This is a genomic window from Thalassotalea litorea (assembly GCF_043642205.1).
GTDB classification, from domain to species: domain Bacteria; phylum Pseudomonadota; class Gammaproteobacteria; order Enterobacterales; family Alteromonadaceae; genus Thalassotalea_A; species Thalassotalea_A litorea.
In genome coordinates, this window is record NZ_JBHZSG010000030.1 from 21,006 (window position 1) to 41,494 (window position 20,489).

Here is a 20,489-nt window from a genome sequence, read left to right on the forward strand (position 1 = left end):
CCTAACCCTATGGACAAACACGAAAAAAATACTGATATATCAAACACAAAGAACCCCATATTAGAGATCGAATCAACAATAGACAAGCAGTTACATCAGGGGTTTATGTTAAATGACATATTAATAAAACCAGATCTTGGCTTTGTCATTCGGGAATCCGAGCGATTTCATCTGGCACCAAAAGCCTTGGAAGTGTTATTACTACTGGCATCTCACCCAAACCAGATTGTCGAATATCAACAGATACTCGACTTTGCCTGGGGGAGCACGAATGCCTCAAAAAGTACGGTATCTCATGCCATCAGTGAGATCCGGCAGGTGCTTGGCGATCCCAAAGAATGCCCCGTGCTTATTCAGACCATTCCCCGCAAAGGCTATCGCTTACGTGTCACCCCAAGTCCATTAAATTCTGATGGTATATCCGAGATTGGCAGCGCCACACCCGAGTCTTGGAAGTTATCAATGGCAATGTTAAAAAGCAGTCGATTGTTCAAAGTTAGCGCCGCATACATCGTTTTTTCGTGGATATTATTACAGGCCTTCGCCATTATTTTTCCGATATTTGAGCTCCCCGACTGGGGCTTGAAAGTCGCAACGCTGGCTTTGGTGGTCGGGTTTATTCTGGTGATTGTTTATTACTGGCTCAGCGAACTGGACGCCAGAAAGCGATTAGCAAAAGCCAAAGCCTCAAAAGTTGCCTTGATAAAACAATTTATTTTTGACTCCATTTTCGTGCTCAGCGCCCTTGGCATTATCTTTTTAATTTCCAGCCATCTGGTTCAGAAAATTGACGAGCAAGTCTCAAATCCGAATGCCGCGTCAATATCCCGTTCAACCGGCGTACAAAGCAACGCTGTCGCTGTTTTTCCCTTCACCGTTTCTCAGAACGACGACAATCCATCATATTATCCGAAAACGATTCAAGAGGAACTCATTAGCTACCTTTCACAATCCCCTAATATCAAGGCAACGTCTCTACGCTCAACCAATACCATTGACGAAGGTAGTGATTTGAATGTGATCAGGCAACAATTAAAGGCAAAATATCTGGTTGAAGGAACCCTGTCATACAACCAGGACACCCTTAAAATCACCACGCAATTGATCGATACTGAAACCGGGTATCAGCTATGGCAAGACATTATTTCTGGTCAGAAAAATGAGCTGCTTTCTTTGAATGAAGAACTTTTCAGAAAAGTCAAAAACGCCGTGTTGCTGATGATCATCGGTCATGCCGAAACCTCGGATACAGAGATAAAACCCACCCATAATTTCGCCGCATATGATGCCTATTTACAGGGGAAATCCGCTTATCAAGATGATAGTAGCATCACTAATTTACAAATCGCGGAGGGGTACTTTACTCAGGCATTAACACTGGATAACAGCTTCGTTTTAGCCGCCGCCGCACTGTGCAAAACCAATCTGAATATTTACACGATTAATCTAACCATTAGTGAATATCAAAAAGCCAAGGAATCGTGCGAATTAACGGCCAATTACCAACAAGTTGGCAGTGAGTCACATCTTGCCCTTGGTAAGCTTTATCTCACCAACGGCGAATACTATCAGGCTCAGGAACAGTTTGAAGAAGCACTGGACATTGATGGCAATAATTCTGAGGCCATGTGCGAGCTTGCTAAAACCTATCGACTATTGGAAAAACCGAATAAAGCCCGGCAATACTATCAAAAAGCGATCCAATCAGAGCCCGGGTATTGGCAAAACTACTATGAATATGGTTCATTTTTGTTTGCCACCGGTAATTTTACCGCGGCCATCCCGCAATTTAAGAAGGTAAATCTTCTAAAAGATGGGATCTTAAATTCCTATAATGCCTTAGGCGCCTCGCATATGATGCTTTGGCAGCTGGATGAGGCGGCAGACGCCCTTAAAAAAGCCATTGAAATTGCGCCAAGTGCGGCTGCCTACTCTAATTTGGCAACGAATCACTTTTTTCTCGGACAGTTTGACATTGCAGCCAGCAACTATCAAAAAGCCCTTGAGCATGCACCGGAAAATTTTACCTATTGGGGCAATCTCGCAGATGCGATTCATTATTCAGGAAAAAACAATCACAAGGCGCAACAGTCTTATCAAAAAGCACTGACGCTGGCCAAGCAAAATGAACACATTAACCCGCACGATATCAATCTCAAAGCACAGATATCAAGGTATTATTCGGAGCTAAATCAATGTGACGATGCCGCCAACTACCAAGTTTCAGTTCTGCAGTCGCAACACCAGGATCCACAGGTGTTTTATGATATGGCGATTGTGGCTAAAAATTGCCTGTCTAATGTTCAAATGAAAAGCATGCTCAACAAAGCGGTTTCATTAGGGTTTGATACCAAGATGATATTAGCGGATCCGCAATTTTTAGACTATAAAGAAGAGCTTATCAGGTTATTTAACAATGAAAGTACCCCGCTTCAGGGATAAACTATCAAGCAGGTAGTGATCGGGAATGACCGTAACCAGGCAGACATTGTCTGGATAATTCAACTACAACCCCAGGAAACAATTATGAGCAACCTGTTACTTGTCACCCGCAATAGCCTAATGACGCTACTTGCCCTGTTACTGCTACCGTTAGGCATGGCCAGTGCCAAAGAAAATGACCAAACCATGGTTATCGATATTGATCCTGTGACCAGTTGTGCCATTTCCGTCACCCTCGCGGATCCTGAAAAAAACAACTGCAAAAAACTCGACACCAACCCTTGTAAAAACATCAAAGACTGTGTTTGTTCTGCCAAAGACAAAAAACTTAAATGGGTGGCGGATAGCAAATACAAATACACCTTGAATTTTCACCCGGTAACCTCAGCGTCAGACATGCCAGTCAACCCCAACGACGATTTTGAAACCGATCTCACGCCGTTTAAGGAAAAAGACAAAGACAAGGGTTGCTCGGCCACCATAGTGTCATCAACTGATGGTGAAATTGACTGTAAAGTTAAAAATAAAGGGGTCTGGGACTATGACGTTAACGTGGAAGGTTGCGCTGAAGGTTTTGACCCAAGAATTGTGATCAACCACTAAAACTAGCGCAGACCAAGACTTTGCGTTAAACGATTAAGCGCCTCTTCTCGTTCCAAGGCGCTAAAATCCTGACAGATCCGGGCCAGGCGCAAGGCATCGGCAAAACGATCTGGTGACAGACGATAAACGGCCTCGTTCAAAAACCCGGGATCAAGGCGATAGGTTTGTGCGTAAAACGCTATTGCCTGTTCCACGTCATTAAAATCGGTGCCATCGAAATGAAACGATGATTGTTGCTCTTCATGCAGCTTCAAACCATGAAGCTGTAGTGGCCAACCTTTAAAATTTACTCTGTCCCGGGCGATTTCATACATAAACCACGCGCTGCGGGCAAACCCTTCAAAATTGCCCCCTTCAAAGCCACTGTTTTCCAGCTCTTCTTTGGTCCAGTTAACGCCAATGGCCAGATCCTTGCGATAAAGTTTACGTAATCCTGCGTTTACTTTTTCACGCAGCTGCGAAACCTCCAGCTTTTTGTGCTTATTGGCAATAGCGGCACACTCATGACATGCCGGAATGGCCATGCCTTTTGCGGTGTCATTGGTGTTTGGTATTTGATCGGTTGGATAGTTAAACATACGAGCCGCTGGCTCTTTGCAAAACCAACAGCAATGGCGATATTCAAACGGAACTTCCAGTGGCAAAAAATCCTGACCAGTCCCTTGTGCTGCCGATGCACCTGCATCCTCTGACTGCGGGGATTTACCATGATAATACTCATCGCTATCGATATCAGATAGCAAGGTTGTTTTCGCGCGGCGGCGATGTTCATTATCCATATAACATCTCGATATTATGGCGGAAGTTAGCTGTATAAATGCCCTACGACGTTAAGGCATTTATATATTAACGGCTCGAATGACGACTTTTCCGTTTAACCTTGTTGTTTGTTGCGGCGCTACGCTTTTTATCCAATGCCCGATTTTTATCCCGGTTTTTCTGGTAGCGGTTTTTATCATTGCTAACGCTTTGCACTTCAGCGCCTTTTTTCGCGGCGTTTTTTCGCGCAACTTCAGCCAATAAATCAAACTCGTATCCGGGTAATACGACACGTTCGATTTTTTGTTCAATTAACGCCTCGATATCCCCTAGAAAACGATGGTCTTTCGGAGACACCAATGAAATGGCGGTGCCCGATTTCCCCGCTCGCCCCGTTCGGCCAATGCGATGCACGTAATCTTCGGCTAAAAACGGCAAATGATAATTCACCACATATTGCAAATCGGCAATATCAATACCGCGAGCGGCAACATCGGTGGCCACCATCACCCGGGCTTTACCTTCGGTAAATTCCTGTAAGGCCTTATTGCGCGCGCCCTGGGATTTTTCGCCATGACAGAGCACCGCTTTAATACCATCAAGCTTTAACTCTTTGGCCAATTCATTGGCACTTTCCCGGGTACCGGCAAAAACCATCACCTGGTGCCAGTTATTCTTGCCAATTAACTCTGACAGCATTTCACGTTTGCGATTTTCCTGCACCGGGTAAACATACTGACGCACTTTATTCGCCGTCGCGTTTTGCTTAGCCGTCTCAATAATCCGCGGGTGCTGTAAAAACTGCTTCGCCAGAGTTTTGACTTTATTGGAAAACGTTGCCGAAAATAGCAAGGTCTGATGCGGCTGCTTTATCGGTGAGAGTATTTGTTCAATGGGTTTTAAAAAGCCCATATCCAGCATGCGATCGGCTTCATCAAGGACAACAAATTTGAGCTGATTTAAGCGAAGCGTACGGTTTTGGATCAGTTCCAGCACCCGGCCAGGGGTTGCGACAACGATATCACTGCCCTGCTGGATACGTTTTTGCTGTTCGCTGTTACCAACGCCGCCATACACCAATGTCGTCGTTAACTCGGTATGTTGACAATATTGCTCAATGTTTTCTTTAACCTGTTTGGCCAGCTCACGGGTTGGCGTTAATACCAAGGCCTGTACACCACAATTATGAGTTCCCTGTCCTGCCCCGGCTTTTAACAGCGCTTCAATGATTGGCAGAGAAAACGCTGCCGTTTTACCGGTACCGGTTTGCGCACTTGCCAACACATCCTGGCCACTGCGGATCGCAGAAATACCTTTTTGCTGGATTGGCGTAAGGTTTTTATACCCCAGAGACTTTACCGCTTGCAGTAGCGGTTGAGGAAGACCTATCGCATCAAAACTCATCAACTAACCTTAGTAATCAAATATGCCGGGATAATAGCAAAATTCCGCTCTGACACCTAGACCTGACGGCGCCAGATATGTTTTGTCAGACGCATTTTCTGCTCCTGTTGCTCATCAATGTTAAATTCTGGCAACTTACCGGCATCGAGATGCTGATTATAATCTTTGGCAACAAAAACCAAAGACTTGGTCAACAATACAATAGCGGTAACATTGACGATGGTCATTAAACCAACGCCGAGATCGGCCATTGCAATCACTTCGCCGAGGGTTGCCACCGAACCGTAGAAAATCATCACCAGAAATACGATATTAAAGAATAGTTTACCCAATTTATTATTAAGACCAATAAAGCTTAAACTGTTTTCGGCATACGCATAATTGGCGACAATCGAGGTAAATCCAAAAAACAAAATCGCAATCGATATAAAATCTCCGCCCCATGAGCCAACCTGATTGACCAGCGCTTGCTGGGTTAACTGAATACCAAATTCCTGACCCAGCGGAATACCTGACATTAAGATAATCAGCGCGGTGCAGGTACAAAGGACAATCGTATCCATAAAGACCCCTAACATTTGCACATAGCCTTGGGACACAGGGTGCGGTGGGTAAGGCGTGGCCGCCGCCGCTGCATTTGGTGCGCTCCCCATACCCGCTTCATTGGAATACAAGCCTCTTTTTACCCCTTGCATGATGGCGGCGCCAACCAGCCCAGAGCCTGCTTCACGTAAACCAAATGCTGAACCTACAATATCGGCGAAAATGCCCGGCACTACACTAATATTCATGCCAATAACAATCAGTGCTACTAACACGTAAGCTATGCCCATAAATGGCACGGCCAGTTCCGCAAAGCGCGCAATATTCTTCAAACCACCAACCACAATGACGGCCGTTAATAGGGTAATGACGACACCGGTGTACATCGGATCGATGCCATAGGAACCATTAAATGCGTCGGTAATGGAGTTAGCCTGTACCGCGCCAAACACGAAGCCATAACCAAAAAATAAGCAAATGGAAAAGATAAAGGCCATCGCTGGGCTTTTTAAGCCCTTGCGCATGTAATACGCCGGACCACCGCGAAAACTGCCGAGGTGATCTTTTTCTTTGTACAGTTGTGCCAACGTACTTTCCGCAAATGCGGTTGCCATGCCAACCAAGGCAATCACCCACATCCAGAACACCGCCCCGGGACCACCAAGGGAGATCGCCACGGCCACGCCCATTAAGTTGCCAGTACCGACCCGAGCGGCTAACGTGGTACATAACGCCTGAAAAGACGAGATGCTGGTAGCGTCGCCGGTGCGGCTATGGCGCATCACCGAAAACATATGAAAGAAGTGACGAAACTGGATGGCTTTAAGGCGGATAGTAAACCAAATTCCCGCCAGTACCAGCATATACAGGAGAATATATCCCCAAACGATATTATTTAAAAACGTGACAACGTCATGAATCACAAAACTTCCTTAGTTTCCGTAGAAAATGATTAATATGGCTCACTGGCTTTCCCCCGCTTAAAGCTTAGTCGTCAATAAGATAAACGCCTAAAGTCCAAATGTTCCCTGCTGAGGAATAGAGATCACCGATTACTTTTTTGTTGTTGCTCCAGCATATGCTGCAATTGTGTTATTTGTTGTTGTAAAGCATCGACCTGTGCGCGGGACGCTGGCTCACCTTCCTCAGCACTTTCGCCATGACTGCTGGCTCGTTCCAACTCATGCTCAGCACTCATCACCTCAAGCACCGTTCCTACCATCATGTTTAAGAAAATAAACGCGGTTAGGAAGATAAAGGTGAGGTAGAAAATCCAACTTAATGGATAGACCGCCATTGTCTCATACATGACATCGGTCCAGTCTTCAAACGTGGCAACCCGAAACAGAGTCAGCAGCGAAACGGAAACATCACCCCATAAGAACTCATTGATATCATGAAAAATAATACTGCCAATTGCCGCATAGATATAGAAAATAACGAACATGAGTAAGGCGATATAGCCCATTTGCGGGATGGCTTTTAGCAGCGCATTAATCAACATCCGTAATTCTGGCACCATAGAGACCAGACGCAGAACCCGGAACACTCGCAATAATCGCGCCAGCAACACGCCAGAGCCACCATCGGGGATCAAAGAGCCGATTACAATGATGGTGTCAAAAATATTCCAGCCTTTTTTGAAAAACGCCGGTTTATTTTCCGCAGCGAGAAATCGAATGACAATTTCGATAGCAAAAAACACCGTGATACTGACATCCAAAATGTGGATGAGATCAACCAGATGTGTGGGTAAATCGTGGGTTTTTGCTCCGATCAACAGAGCGGAAATAACGATAACGGCGATGACCACACCCTGGAATAATTTACTCGAATCAATGATTTTCAAGGTGCGTTGTAACGTTGCAATGGAAACGGACATGTCGAAAAAGGCTAACGGGTTAAAAACGGTAGTGGGGTTATAAAAATTGTCTGGGTTAAAATCAAGAAAAACTTGGATTTTTTGCAGATTCAGGGCTAAATAGAAGATTATTTTGGCCTTTTCGGCGTTTACGGGTATTTCCCATGCATATTCGACACCTGTTTGAACTCGTTTTATTGGCCGCGATTTGGGGCTCCTCCTTTATGTTAATGCGAGTTACCGCTCCCGAATTAGGGCCTATACCTTTGATCACCTTGCGAACCGCCATTGGCTTTTTCACCCTGCTACCATTTTTATTGCACATGAACAAACAGCATCAGGTTCGTCAATATGCCTGGCCCATTTTTGTCGTAGGTATGACAAACACCGCACTTCCCTTTGTGTTGTTTGCCTTTGCAACACTCACGCTTAGTGCGGGAATGACCTCGGTGCTCAATTCTACAGCGCCAATATTTACCGCGGTCATCGCCTACTTATGGTTGCATGAACGTTTAAATGCCTTTCAGGCGTTTGGATTAGGGTTAGGTTTTATTGGAGTGATGGTGCTGTTTTCCAGCAAAGGCAGTTTAAGCTTTGACAGTACGGCACTAGCATTACTCGCGGCATTAGGAGCAACCTTAATGTACGGATTTGCTGCCTGCTTTACCAAGCTGACCCTCAAAGGCGTATCATCGTTGGCAATTGCCGCCGGTAGTCAGTTGTTTGCGACGCTCGTGCTTATTCCTGTCGCCATTCCACTTTGGCCTGAACAAGCGATCAGTACCGAAACCTGGTTAGCAACCATTATTCTTGGCGTGGTATGCACGGCATTAGCCTACATTTTGTATTTTCGTTTGCTCGAACAACTTGGTCCGGCAAAAGCGATATCCGTCACCTATTTGATCCCCGTATTTGGCATTATTTGGGGCATGTTATTATTGGACGAACAGTTATCGTTTTGGATGATCATTGGCGCGGGCTTGATACTGTTGGGGGTCGGATTAACGAACCGCAGATCTCAGGGTTGTTAATGTTGCAGCTTTACTCATTCCGTTGCACTACCGCAGAGCTAGATCCCCTTTAGTCTTCCTGGCGATAGGCACTATCGAGTGACTTTGACGCCAACAGCGCCTGAAAATGCTGGTTCTCACGACGAATGACATCCAGTATGGCGTTTTTAAACGGTGAATCCGCCAGTAAATAATTACCATAACTTATCACCGGCACAAAGCCACGATTCAATTTATGCTCGCCTTGCACACCCGCGTCAAATTTGCTCAACTTATTGGCGATACAATATTCAATCCCCTGATAATAACAGGCTTCAAAATGCAGTCCTGGCACCTCCCTCATAGCTCCCCAATAACGTCCATAGAGAGTGTTTTCTTGGACAAAAAACAAGGCGCTGGCAATTGCCTTATCGGAATCATAGACGATAAGTAAACGACAATATTGATTCAAGGTTTTCGCTACCGATAAAAAGAATTCCAGATTCAGATATCCCGGGTGTCCGGAGCGCTTGAGGTAAGTCTGGCGATAACACTGATAGAAAAATTGCCATTGTTCAGAGGTGATCTCTGAAGCGCTTAACCAGCGATAGTTAAGTCCTAGCGTTTGTAAAGCAAGGCGTTCTTTTTTGATGCTTTTGCGCTTTCTTGCGGTTAATTTACCCAGAAAATCATCAAAACTTCCATAGTGCTGATTAAACCAGTGAAACTGAATATCCTGACGCTGTACTAAGCCATGGCTGTCCAGTTCATCGCTTTGCGCTTTGTCATTAAACAGGCACTGAAAATTGCTGGCATCAAAACGTTGCAGTTGCTGGTTAAGCGTTGCTTTAATCCCTTTGATAATGTCAGCGGCGGATACCTTTAAATTGGGTACAATGGCCAGCCGCTGTCCCGTTACCGGGGTAAAAGGAATGGCAGACAGAAGTTTTGGATAATAGGAAATCTGCTGTTGCTGATAAGCTGCAGCCCAGTTCCAGTCGAACATGTATTCGCCGTAGGAGTGCATTTTCAGATAGATTGGCATACCGGCAACCGGCGTATCGTTATCAAACATGATCAGATGATTCACTATCCAGCCGGTATCGCCGCCTACGCAATGACTGTTTTCCAGACTGAGTAGGTAATCATATTGACAAAATAATGACATGCCCTGGAACAAAGATTGCCAATGGGCGCGCGAAATGTCGTTAATGGAGGCGTAAAACCTGGCTGTTAACATAATGAATCAGGTTACTCAGGTAGCCTAAATGGTCGTTGATTGACATCTTTAGGGGATGTTTTTGGTAAAATGTGTGACGTCATTTATCGCATCATGTAAGAACACCGATTAGTGGATAATATTTCCCGGCTTGCGTTGACAATCGTTGCGGCGATCACCGTGGTGAGACACCCCAGCACGACAACTTCCCAACATCACAAACCGGAAAATTACATCTCTACAGCATTTATTACTGTTTGTGCACCACGCCATCTTTCATGACAAATTTCACCGATAATAACTGCCGTATATCCTGCAATGGATTGTCATCTAAGGCAATGATATCGGCGTACTTACCGGTTTCCAGCGTACCTAATGTGTCAGACGCATCGATTAAATCAGCGGCATTCACGGTGGCTGATTTAATAATATCCATCGGTTTCATACCGGCCTGATGCATCAACACTGCTTCTTGCGCATTATTACCATGCTTAGACACCCCAGAATCGGTACCAAAAGCAATTTTGACGCCTTCTTCATAGGCATTGGTAAAGTTTTTTAGCATGTCAGCACCCACGCGTTCTGCCTTGGCCTTAATGGCAGGCGACATAAAATCACTATGTTGCGCCATTTTCAATACGGTATCTCCGGCCAGTAAAGTCGGCACCAAATAAGCGTCATTATCTAAAAACAATTCGATGCTGTCTTCGTCGGCATAACTGCCATGTTCAATACTGTCAACACCGGCTCGCAATGCCGCATTGATGCCTTCAGCGGCATGAGCATGACTGGCAACTTTGCGGCCAAGTGCATGGGCAGCATCAACCACTTCTTTAAGTTCATCATCGGCCATTTGCTGTCCGGTACCGGTATTAGTATCGGATAACACACCGCCAGTTGAGGTAATTTTAATGACATCGGCACCAAATTTAATCGCACGACGCGTCGCGCGACGACAATCAAACGGCCCATCACAAATGGTTTTCGAGGTATATTTGTCCATCAAATCGTGGCGCATACCATCGACATCACCATGCCCGCCGGTTACGGAAACGCCGCCCGATGCGATAATTCTCGGGCCAACCACCCAACCATTGGCAATGGCATCGCGCAGGGCATAAAGCTGCTGAGGATCGGCACCTAAATCACGTACTGTGGTAAAACCGGCCTGCAGGGTCTTATTGGCGAAATGAACGCTGCGCATGCCGGCTAATTCCGATGACATCTGCAGTCTTTCCCTTACGTTATCCGGTCCTAATTCGCCCTGAATATGAACATGCATGTCCATCATTCCTGGCATCACAAAATCATTTTTCAGATCAATTATTTCAACATCTGCCCCATAGTCTTTACCGGATACATAACCGGAGACAATGTCGGTGATTTTATTGTCTTTGATCACCACGGACTGGCGCTTTTGCACAGTTTTTCCCGGTACCGCCAATAATTCGCCGGCATGGATAATTTTTACATTTTCAGCCCAGGCCGTAGCGCTCAATATGGGTTGCGACATCAAGGTCAACGCCACCAGTGGCAATGACAAGCTTTTATTTTTACTTTTATTGTTATTTTTATTAAACATGAATTTTCCTTACATCTGACTCGTGTCAGGGGATACGTCTTCCCCCTATTAATATCACAATCCAAAAAAAAATCTAAGGGCGAAAGCCCTTAGATTTTCTAATAAATTCATTAATAAGTGTTGCCGGTAAGCACTTGCCAACCTTAAAGCTGTGAGCCTGGTGGCGCTGACGAAAACAGCAACGCCGGCAAACGAGCACAATTAATGTTGGTGGCCACCAACGCCATGGGCGTGGCCGTGAGAAATTTCTTCCTCTTGTGCTTCTCGCACCGCAACAATTTCAATATCAAATTCCAACGTTTGTCCGGCAAGCGGGTGGTTGGTATCTACCGTCACCATAAATTTGCCGACTTTTAATACCGTAACCTGACGTTGACCTTGCTCGGTATTGACCACCCCGACCATGCCAGGCTTCCACTTACTCGCTCCTTGTAGGTGCTTGGCAGGAATGCGCTGAACCGCTTCGTCAAGATACTCACCGTAACCATTTTCTGGGGTCACAGTCACACTGAATTTATCGCCCTGCTGCTTATCAATCAGAGCATCTTCAACGCCTTTTATCATCGAATTGTGGCCAACCAATAGCGCCAATGGATCGCTACTGCTGGAATCCTCGACAATATCTCCTTGTGAGTTTTTCAGTACATAATGAAACTGAACGACTGTATCTTTTGCGACTTTCATGTTTGGTCCTGTCTTATAACAAGTAAAAAATTATCTCGACAGTATACCTTAAACAAACCAAAAAACATGAAAAAAGCCAACACCCTCAGCAGGATATTGGCTCATTCAATGACATCAACGATATCTATAACGCGTGATTTATGGCATCAACCGTTGCTTTGGCATCGCCAAACAACATTTGCGTGTTGTCTTTAAAGAATAAAGGGTTTTGCACGCCTGCATAGCCAGTATTCATTGAGCGCTTAAAAACCACAACCTGTTTCGCATTCCAAACCTCTAATACCGGCATTCCCGCAATTGGACTGTTCGGATCTTCGCTGGCAGCCGGGTTAACCGTATCATTCGCGCCAATCACCAGTACCACATCGGTTTGCTTAAAATCCTCGTTTATCTCATCCATGCCCAATACAATATCGTAGGGAACTTTTGCTTCTGCCAACAAGACATTCATATGTCCTGGCAATCGGCCCGCAACCGGGTGTATCGCAAAACGGACCTTAACGCCTTTTTGTTTTAACGCCTGAGTTAACTCATAAACCGGATATTGTGCCTGGGCAACGGCCATGCCATAACCAGGCGCGATAATCACCGATTTAGCCGCGCTTAAGCTGTCTGCAACGGCCTGAGCACTGGTTTCAATATAATCACCGTAGTCTTTGTCTGCATCGACAATGACTTCCGTACCAAAACCACCGGCAATTACGCTGATAAATGAGCGGTTCATTGCTTTACACATGATATAGGACAAAATTGCCCCTGAAGAGCCGACTAGCGCACCGGTGATAATCAGTAAATCATTCCCGAGCATAAAGCCTGCAGCCGCGGCAGCCCAGCCGGAATAAGAGTTCAGCATGGAGACCACAACGGGCATGTCTGCACCGCCAATTGATGCGACCAAATGCCAACCAAACACAAGGGCAATAATGGTCATTAGCCAAAGAGGTCCAAACGCGCCGCCAGCAGCAACGAAATAGATCATCAAGGCAAAACAAATAAGCCCTGCAACCAGGTTCATTTTATGACGATGAGGCAACATCAATGCCGCGGAATTTATCAACCCTCGCAATTTAGCAAATGCCACAATCGAACCGGTAAAGGTGACAGCTCCGATAAAGATACCAAGGAAAACTTCCACCAAATGAATATTAAGTTCAACCCCGCGTAAATGGCCGGTATATTCAAAGAAGCTGTTAAATCCCACCAGAACGGCGGCTAGACCAACAAAACTATGGAGAATTGCCACCAGTTCCGGCATTTCGGTCATCTCGACTTTTTTCGCAAGATGTAAGCCTATCATCGCCCCGACCAACATACAGGCAATGATCACCCATAACGCTGACACATTGGCAGCCGCCAATGTCGCAATCAGAGCGATAGTCATCCCGACAATACCAAACCAGTTACCCGATTGCGCTGACTCCTGCTTACTTAAACCAGCCAGACTCAAAATAAAACACAAAGCCGCAAGAATATAAGCTGCCGTAATCATTCCTTCAGACATTTCTCTCTCCTTACTTGCGGAACATTTTTAACATACGCTGGGTGACGAAAAATCCGCCAGCAATGTTTATCGTTGCTATCAGTATTGCAATCCCAGCTAACACGTCGACCAACAAAGACCCGGAGCCTATCTGCAGCAATGCGCCAACGATGATAATCCCGGAAATCGCATTGGTCACACTCATCAGTGGTGTGTGCAGTGCATGGGTGACGTTCCAGACCAGGTGATAACCAACCACGCAGGACAAGACAAATACGGTTAAATGCGACAAAAATGCAGGCGGTGCGACATCCGCTATCCAGAGAAATATCAGCGCTGCAAAACCTAGCATCAAAATTTTATTGGCACGATTGCCCGGCTGCTCTGCTTCGTTATCTTTGTGAAGTTCTGCGGGTTGTTCAACCGCTTTAGGTTTGGGCGTCGCTGACACCTTAATCGGCGGTGGTGGAAAAGTAACATCGCCATCATTAACAACCGTCATGTTACGAACCACGACATCCTCAAAATCAAGCTGCACCTGGCCGTCTTTTTCCGGGGTGATCAAGGCCAACAGGTTAGCAACGTTATTGGCATACAATTGACTGGATTGATTAGGCAACCGTGACACTAAATCGGTGTAACCGATAATTTTTACCTGTTGATGCTGATAGAGCTCACCGGGCTTGGTCAACTCACAATTACCGCCACCGGGGGCCGCCAAATCAACAATAACACTGCCAGGGCGCATCGATTCCACCATCTCTTTGGTGATCAAAATCGGCGCTTTTTTTCCTGGGATCATGGCGGTAGTTATGATGATATCGACATCTTTGGCCTGTTCGGCGAATAACGCCATTTCCGCATCAATAAATGCCTGACTCATTTCTTTTGCATAACCATCGGATGAATCCGACTCTTCTTCAAAATCCAGTTCCAGAAACTCAGCGCCCATACTAACGATTTGTTCTTTAACTTCTTCCCGGGTATCAAAGGCGCGCACAATGGCCCCTAAACTGCCGGCACTGCCGATAGCGGCAAGCCCGGCGACACCAGCACCGATCACCATGACCTTAGCCGGTTCGATATTGCCAGCCGCGGTAATTTGTCCGGTCAGGAATCGACCGAACTCATTGGTTGCCTCGACAACGGCACGATAGCCGGCAATATTGGCCATCGAACTTAACGCATCCAGAGATTGCGAACGCGTCATTCGCGGTACCATATCCATGGCCAGAGTGTTGACTTTGCGCTGTGACAGGTTTGCCACTAAGGATTCATTTTGAGCTGGCGAGATAAAGCTTATCAGGTAACTGTCTTCTTTAAGTGCAGCGACTTCGTTATCGTCAGGGGCATTCACCTTAAGTATAAGATCGCTTTGAAAGACCTCATCGCGGCTACCGATCCGCGCGCCAGCCTCGATAAAACCAGCGTCATTGAAACTGGCTTTATCACCCGCTCCAGATTCAATACAGACATCATAACCAAGCTTGATTATGGCTTTTATGGACTTGGGTGAAACGGCGACCCGATTTTCACCGGGCAACGTCTCGCTTGGTATACCAACTTGCATGAGGGCTCCTTGAAGGCTATCCGAGTGTTTATTGTTATAAAGGATTGAAATTATTAGTATCATTTACCTGTCTAAATTTAAACCAAGCAGCCCTGATTTTGTTAAAAAAACATTAAATTCTTTAAAAAAATGCTAAAAAAGTGTTTGCGGCCAGAATTTTTTGCGGTATGTTAACGTATGACTGATTAGCCCCCATGTTAGATCAGTGCAGAAACGGATTTGCTTTGGTAAATCAATTAGTTGATATTTGCACGTTAATACTGGACAGGTTAAACAGCCATGAAAAACATAGTTTTCACCACGCTCGTTCTTCTACTTTCTTCCTTTACCGCATCTGCGGCTACTTCCCTGACGGAAGATAAAATCACTGCGGTCGCCCAACAGCTGGTTGATTTCCATAAAACCGAAGCCGTTGAATTGCTGCAAAAAATATTGTCTCCAGATCTTAACGTTACCGTTACTCAAGGTTCCAATGGCTATGGCTTTGTCTTGAACTATACCCGTGAAGAGTACATCGATTACCTGCGCAAAGGTCACAAGAGTAAGTTTCGCGTCGGCACCGATGTTAATTATGTTTCGTCGGAGTTTTTAGGTAATCGCGAAGCCAAATTTATCGTTCGCTATCGCTCCAAACAACACAATAAATATGTCTGGGTTGAAGGGTTCGTGAAAATGGTGGGTAATGACGTTCAGATCACCCACATTGAAGAGTACACCTGATTTTTTAGTTACACAGATGTTGTGTCGTTGGATGGGCCGACACATTAATCAATGTCTACTCCAATTGCTAAATACTCCTCCCTTGGCTTAACTTGACATATGTCTCGTTAAGCCTTTTTTCTCATCTGGTTTACCGATTTTCCTGTTATGATATGCCCTTTATTTTTTCCCGCAAGGTTTGCACAATCACGTAGCAAATCGGAATTAACATAGTGCCGAATACTAAAGCTACCAACATACCGCCAAATACGGTGATCCCCAAAGAACGTTGGCTGAACATGCCCGCGCCCGTCGCAACAACCAAGGGTAAAATACCGACAATAAATGAGACACCAGTCATACATACGGCCCGAAAGCGTAGACTCGCAGCGATACTTGCGGCATTTATGATACTCTCTCCTTCCTGCTCGCGTTGATGACGCGCAAACTCGACGATCAAAATGGCATTTTTCGCGGCCATACCAATCAGTAAGATTAAGCCAACCTGAGCAAATAAGTTTAAAGCGACACCTGTGATATTTAATGCCAGCAGCGCACCGGCAATCGCCATCGGTACAACAAGGATAATCGCCGCGGGAATCGACCAGCTTTCATATTGCCCAACCAAAAACAGGTAGATGAAAACCAATGCCAGCGCATAGGCATATACCGCCATATTTCCGGCTTCAATTTCCTGATACGTCATCCCTGTCCACTCAGACTGGTACCCGGAAGGGAGTACATTGGCAGCAACATCTTCCATGGCTTTGATCCCATCACCAGAGCTAAACCTTTGGCTCGCTTCTGCCCGGATCGTTACCGAGTTATAAAGGTTATAGCGATCACTGATATCGGGGCCGTGAATTGGCTCTACCGATGCAATCGTATTAAGCGGGATCATTTCCCCATCATTGTTGCGCACAAATAGCATAAACAGATCCGATATCGAGCCACGGTAATCCGGTTTTGCCTGCATAATGACTTTGTAGGTTTGGCCAAATTTGGTGAAATCATTAATATATTGTGAACCCAATTGCGATTGCAGCGTGGAAAAGATACTGTCGATATTAATGCCTAACGCCTTGGCTTTAACACGATCCACATCGATTAAATACTGCGGAACATTGGCGCGAAAAGTACTGTAAACATTACTCAGCGCCGGCACCTGATTAGCTTCGACGACAAAATCGGTGATCACCTGAGCAAAGTCGGTAGCCGGTCTTGCCAGAGAATCCTGAACGATAAATTCCAGGCCACCCACCGCGCCCATTCCTGGCACGGCAGGCGGCGCTATGGCAACGACCTGAGCTTCCGGAAAGTGTTTAAATGCCATCGCATTCACACTTTGCGTAACCGCAAACACCACGTCCTGTTCGTGATCACGCTGATCCCAATGTTTTAATACAATAAATAAAGATCCTGCATTACTTTGCGCCGCCGAGTTTAATATTGAATAGCCGGAAACCGACGTAACGCTTTCTATTGTGGTGTCTTTTTGTAAATCTTTAGTCAGGCGCTCCAGTACCTTTTGGGTTCGTCCCAAGGAGCTTGCATCGGGTAGTTGTACTGAGACAATGAATATTCCTTTATCCTCGGAAGGAACAAATCCGGTTGGCGTGCGGAAAAATCCCCAACCGAGCGCAATAAACAACACCAACATGCCGATTGCGACTCTGACGGTTTTGGTGACAAAATACGCAACGGTTGCGGAATATCGATTACGAATGCCATCAAACCAGTTGTTAAAACTCTGATACCAGCCGGCTTCTTTGGTTTGCTTTTTTAACAGTAAACGACACAATGCCGGGCTCAGTGTCAGGGCATTAAGGGAGCTGAATAACACCGCGACACAAATCGTGACGGCGAACTGTCGATACATGATCCCGGTTAACCCCGGTAGCAACGCCACGGGCACAAACACCGCCAACAATACCAAGGTGGTAGCCATAATTGGACCGGTGACTTCTTCCATGGTCAAGGTTACGGCCTGCTCCGGTGTCATATTGGATTCGGTCAGATGACGCTGAGTATTTTCAACCACGAGGATAGCATCATCAACGACAATACCTATGGCCAGGATCAGGCCAAATAGGGTAATGGTGTTCATCGACATGCCAGCTAACAATAACACCCCAAAAGAGGCGATTAAGGAAACAGGGATTGCAATCGCAGGGACAACGGCTGCACGCCAATTGCCTAAGAAAATAAAGGTGATAAGGATCACCAGCGCCACCGCCTGATATAGCGAAACTTGAACTTTGCTGATCGAGGTACTGATATAACGAGTGGTATCATAACCTATCGAATATTTAATACCCTCAGGAAAATCCTGACTGAGCTCCTGCATCAAAGCTTTTACATTTTCGCCAGTCGCTAAGGCATTGGCGCCCGGTAACAAGTATAACGACACCGTGCTTGCCGCTTTTCCATCGACCTGGGTAATGACCGAGTAATCCTCCTGGCCCAATTCGATATCCGCGACATCCTCCAGATAAACGAACGATCCATCCGACCTAGAGCGGATCACAATCTGCGAGAACTCTTCCACTTCTGTTAATGTACCCTTGGCTTGCAATGTATATTGAGTCTGGATCTCACTGTCATAGGGGGGAGCTCCAACTTTACCGGCCGCCACCTGAATGTTTTGTTCATTCAGCGCGTTACGAATATCATTGGCGGTGACCCGTAACGACGCCATTTTTTGTGGATCTAGCCAAATTCGCATCGAATAATCCGCTTCGCCCATTATCATGGCTTCCGAGATCCCATTAACCCGTTTTAAGCGATTAAGCAGATTGATTTTGACGTAATTGGAAATAAAAACCCGGTCGAAGTCTTCACTTTCAGAGTAAACGTTGACCAGAAACAACATATCCGGGGATTGTTTCTTGACGGTAACGCCGGTAAGACGAATATCCTGGGGCAGTTTTGGTTCTGCCATAGCCACCTGATTTTGCACCCGAACCAAGGCCAAATCGGCGTCAGTGCCGATCGCAAACGTCACCGTCAGGCGGTAACTGCCATCATTGGCACTTTTGGATGACATGTAAATCATGCCTTCAACACCATTGACCACTTCTTCGATCGGTTGTGCGACTTTTTCTTTTACAACCGAAGCCGATGCACCAGTGTAATACGCACTAACAACCACCTGTGGTGGAGCAACCGCCGGATACTCGGCAATGGGCAAAATCGCTGCACTTATCACCCCAATCAAACTTAAAACAATGGCAATAACCAGAGCAAGCTTAGGCCGCTGGATAAAGGTTTTGCTAAACATGATCAGCCCTCTTGCTTGGGAGCGCTAGGGGCTTTCGCCTTTACCGGGTTAACCTTTTGGCCACTGCGAATTCTTTGTACCCCTTGAATCACGATGGTATCGCCATTTTCTAGACCGTTATTGACGATCACCATGACATCTACCCGCTCGCCAAGGCGTACGTTCTGGCGATTAACCTTTTGCTGTTCATCCACCACCATCACAAATTCACCCTGCTGATCCGATTGCACTGCGCTTTGTGGGATCATTACGGTCGCTACTTCCGCGGGCTCCTCAACAATGATATTGACGTATTGACCTGGTTTTAGCATGCCATCAGGGTTAGGAATGGTTGCCCTGACTTCCATGGTTCCGGTTTTGGGATCAACACGATTAGAAACGAAGGTAATTTTACCTTCATGGGGATAAATATCGTCTTTGTCTAACGCAATTTTAATCACCACTTCATCACGTCTTTGCGCCCTTGGCATCTTAGCTCGGGCCTGGGTAAATTTTTTCGCCATTCGCCAGTAAATCTTCTCGCTGACGAAGAACGGAACCTCCATATCATTGGTCGATACTATGGTGGTAAGCGCGCCGGACTCAGGACTGACGACATCGCCAACACTATAAATACTGCGGCCTATTTTCCCGGAAATTGGCGCTTCAATAGTTGCATAACTTAAATCAACCTTGGCGTTATCTAATTTGGCCTTCGCCGATGCAAGTGCCGATTGCGCTTCCTGGAGTTTTGCTTCCAAGGCATCCAATTCGGAGCTGGAAATATAGCCATCCGGGGCTAACTCCTGACCTCTGCGATAGTTTTTATCTGCCGCGTTTAATGCCGATTCTGATCTTGAGACTTCCGCTTCACTTTGTTTTCTACTTGCTTGTAATTCATCATCATTGAGCTTAAATAAAACACTTCCGGACTTAATTTCCTTACCTTCAGAGAAATGCACTGACTCAATCTTAGCTTTTACTCGGGCAAGTATTTTTACATCACTGGAGGCATTGAGGCGACCAACAAACCTGGCGGAACCTCGATAGGGAAATGACTTAACCTGTTGTACCACTACCTCAACATCCTGAGTTTGTTGTGGCGCAGGTTTGCAGCCGGCGATGCTGGTACACGCCAGACAGGCTATCAATACAAAAGCAATATAGGATTTTGACATGGTGTAATTCCCGTCGTTTTTTTTATTGAGTCCATTAGCTTTCGATTTATTGAGTAAGTTAAATATCAGCCAATTTATTACTCAATAAACGTTAGCGCTAAGGCACCCTTAGCCAGTCACCGGTGTGGTGGAATTGATACAATACCAATCACATTAAGTTTGTGCACAACTCAGAGTTAGGGCAGAGGTTCAGTTACCACATAGATTTTATTGATAT

At 45.8% G+C, this 20,489-nt stretch carries 15 protein-coding genes; 4 read left to right on the forward strand and 11 right to left on the reverse strand.

What is annotated here, in order from left to right; genetic code table 11:
* The first annotated feature begins 105 nt into the window (after positions 1–105).
* Both ACHUFQ_RS12465 and ACHUFQ_RS12470 read left to right on the forward strand, forming a co-directional pair.
* The gene (locus ACHUFQ_RS12465) at positions 106–2,442 is read left to right on the forward strand and encodes a tetratricopeptide repeat protein (RefSeq protein ID WP_394176019.1); all 2,337 of its coding nucleotides are present in this window, start codon (positions 106–108) and stop codon (positions 2,440–2,442) included.
* 84 nt (positions 2,443–2,526) lie between these two features.
* Complete coding sequence (locus tag ACHUFQ_RS12470; RefSeq protein ID WP_394176020.1) at positions 2,527–3,045, forward strand: hypothetical protein; 519 nt, start codon at positions 2,527–2,529, stop codon at positions 3,043–3,045.
* 2 nt (positions 3,046–3,047) lie between these two features.
* On the opposite strand, the gene ACHUFQ_RS12475 is transcribed toward ACHUFQ_RS12470, so the two are convergent.
* The 4 genes from ACHUFQ_RS12475 to ACHUFQ_RS12490 form a co-directional block, all read right to left on the reverse strand.
* A complete protein-coding gene (locus ACHUFQ_RS12475) occupies positions 3,048–3,824 on the reverse strand; it encodes a hypothetical protein (protein ID WP_394176022.1) in 777 nt (258 codons plus the stop codon).
* A gap of 67 nt (positions 3,825–3,891) precedes the next feature.
* Positions 3,892–5,208, reverse strand: coding sequence for a DEAD/DEAH box helicase (locus ACHUFQ_RS12480; protein ID WP_394176024.1), 1,317 nt, complete (start codon positions 5,206–5,208; stop codon positions 3,892–3,894).
* A 56-nt stretch (positions 5,209–5,264) separates the two neighbouring features.
* On the reverse strand, positions 5,265–6,674 hold the full coding sequence (locus tag ACHUFQ_RS12485; RefSeq protein WP_394176025.1) for an alanine/glycine:cation symporter family protein: 1,410 nt from the start codon (positions 6,672–6,674) through the stop codon (positions 5,265–5,267).
* Positions 6,675–6,796: 122 nt separating this feature from the next.
* The gene (locus ACHUFQ_RS12490; protein WP_394176027.1) at positions 6,797–7,633 is read right to left on the reverse strand and encodes an ion transporter; all 837 of its coding nucleotides are present in this window, start codon (positions 7,631–7,633) and stop codon (positions 6,797–6,799) included.
* Between the two features lie 143 nt (positions 7,634–7,776).
* Between ACHUFQ_RS12490 and ACHUFQ_RS12495 the strand changes: the two genes are divergently transcribed.
* Positions 7,777–8,643 carry a DMT family transporter gene (locus ACHUFQ_RS12495; RefSeq protein WP_394176029.1) on the forward strand — a complete coding sequence of 289 codons (867 nt, stop codon included), beginning with the start codon at positions 7,777–7,779 and terminating at the stop codon, positions 8,641–8,643.
* A 49-nt stretch (positions 8,644–8,692) separates the two neighbouring features.
* Here ACHUFQ_RS12495 and ACHUFQ_RS12500 read toward each other — a convergent pair whose 3' ends face one another.
* From ACHUFQ_RS12500 to ACHUFQ_RS12520, 5 genes are all read right to left on the reverse strand, one after another.
* Complete coding sequence (locus ACHUFQ_RS12500) at positions 8,693–9,841, reverse strand: GNAT family N-acetyltransferase (protein WP_394176031.1); 1,149 nt, start codon at positions 9,839–9,841, stop codon at positions 8,693–8,695.
* A gap of 229 nt (positions 9,842–10,070) precedes the next feature.
* Positions 10,071–11,333 (reverse strand): metal-dependent hydrolase family protein, encoded by a 1,263-nt coding sequence (locus tag ACHUFQ_RS12505; RefSeq protein ID WP_394176043.1) that lies wholly within the window; start codon positions 11,331–11,333, stop codon positions 10,071–10,073.
* Positions 11,334–11,603: 270 nt separating this feature from the next.
* On the reverse strand, positions 11,604–12,086 hold the full coding sequence (locus ACHUFQ_RS12510) for an FKBP-type peptidyl-prolyl cis-trans isomerase (protein WP_394176032.1): 483 nt from the start codon (positions 12,084–12,086) through the stop codon (positions 11,604–11,606).
* A 124-nt stretch (positions 12,087–12,210) separates the two neighbouring features.
* Entirely contained in the window at positions 12,211–13,587 is a 1,377-nt protein-coding gene (pntB, locus tag ACHUFQ_RS12515) for a Re/Si-specific NAD(P)(+) transhydrogenase subunit beta (protein ID WP_394176034.1), read from the reverse strand.
* Positions 13,588–13,597: 10 nt separating this feature from the next.
* A complete protein-coding gene (locus ACHUFQ_RS12520) occupies positions 13,598–15,136 on the reverse strand; it encodes a Re/Si-specific NAD(P)(+) transhydrogenase subunit alpha (protein WP_394176035.1) in 1,539 nt (512 codons plus the stop codon).
* 279 nt (positions 15,137–15,415) lie between these two features.
* Between ACHUFQ_RS12520 and ACHUFQ_RS12525 the strand changes: the two genes are divergently transcribed.
* Positions 15,416–15,856 (forward strand): hypothetical protein, encoded by a 441-nt coding sequence (locus ACHUFQ_RS12525; RefSeq protein ID WP_394176037.1) that lies wholly within the window; start codon positions 15,416–15,418, stop codon positions 15,854–15,856.
* Between the two features lie 145 nt (positions 15,857–16,001).
* Here the strand turns inward: ACHUFQ_RS12525 and ACHUFQ_RS12530 are convergent, their stop codons facing one another.
* Entirely contained in the window at positions 16,002–19,115 is a 3,114-nt protein-coding gene (locus ACHUFQ_RS12530) for an efflux RND transporter permease subunit (RefSeq protein WP_394176039.1), read from the reverse strand.
* A gap of 2 nt (positions 19,116–19,117) precedes the next feature.
* On the reverse strand, positions 19,118–20,272 hold the full coding sequence (locus ACHUFQ_RS12535; RefSeq protein WP_394176041.1) for an efflux RND transporter periplasmic adaptor subunit: 1,155 nt from the start codon (positions 20,270–20,272) through the stop codon (positions 19,118–19,120).
* Between the last annotated feature and the right edge of the window lie 217 nt (positions 20,273–20,489).

What these genes read in the sequence shown, in the direction of transcription:
- ACHUFQ_RS12465 (WP_394176019.1), top strand. Translation starts at nt 106, where the DNA reads ATGTTAAATGACATATTAATAAAACCAGATCTTGGCTTTGTCATTCGG.
- ACHUFQ_RS12470 (WP_394176020.1), top strand. Translation starts at nt 2,527, where the DNA reads ATGAGCAACCTGTTACTTGTCACCCGCAATAGCCTAATGACGCTACTT.
- ACHUFQ_RS12475 (WP_394176022.1), bottom strand. Translation starts at nt 3,824, where the DNA reads ATGGATAATGAACATCGCCGCCGCGCGAAAACAACCTTGCTATCTGAT.
- ACHUFQ_RS12480 (WP_394176024.1), bottom strand. Translation starts at nt 5,208, where the DNA reads ATGAGTTTTGATGCGATAGGTCTTCCTCAACCGCTACTGCAAGCGGTA.
- ACHUFQ_RS12490 (WP_394176027.1), bottom strand. Translation starts at nt 7,633, where the DNA reads ATGTCCGTTTCCATTGCAACGTTACAACGCACCTTGAAAATCATTGAT.
- ACHUFQ_RS12495 (WP_394176029.1), top strand. Translation starts at nt 7,777, where the DNA reads ATGCATATTCGACACCTGTTTGAACTCGTTTTATTGGCCGCGATTTGG.
- ACHUFQ_RS12500 (WP_394176031.1), bottom strand. Translation starts at nt 9,841, where the DNA reads ATGTTAACAGCCAGGTTTTACGCCTCCATTAACGACATTTCGCGCGCC.
- ACHUFQ_RS12505 (WP_394176043.1), bottom strand. Translation starts at nt 11,333, where the DNA reads ATGTCGCAACCCATATTGAGCGCTACGGCCTGGGCTGAAAATGTAAAA.
- ACHUFQ_RS12510 (WP_394176032.1), bottom strand. Translation starts at nt 12,086, where the DNA reads ATGAAAGTCGCAAAAGATACAGTCGTTCAGTTTCATTATGTACTGAAA.
- pntB (WP_394176034.1), bottom strand. Translation starts at nt 13,587, where the DNA reads ATGTCTGAAGGAATGATTACGGCAGCTTATATTCTTGCGGCTTTGTGT.
- ACHUFQ_RS12520 (WP_394176035.1), bottom strand. Translation starts at nt 15,136, where the DNA reads ATGCAAGTTGGTATACCAAGCGAGACGTTGCCCGGTGAAAATCGGGTC.
- ACHUFQ_RS12525 (WP_394176037.1), top strand. Translation starts at nt 15,416, where the DNA reads ATGAAAAACATAGTTTTCACCACGCTCGTTCTTCTACTTTCTTCCTTT.
- ACHUFQ_RS12530 (WP_394176039.1), bottom strand. Translation starts at nt 19,115, where the DNA reads ATGTTTAGCAAAACCTTTATCCAGCGGCCTAAGCTTGCTCTGGTTATT.
- ACHUFQ_RS12535 (WP_394176041.1), bottom strand. Translation starts at nt 20,272, where the DNA reads ATGTCAAAATCCTATATTGCTTTTGTATTGATAGCCTGTCTGGCGTGT.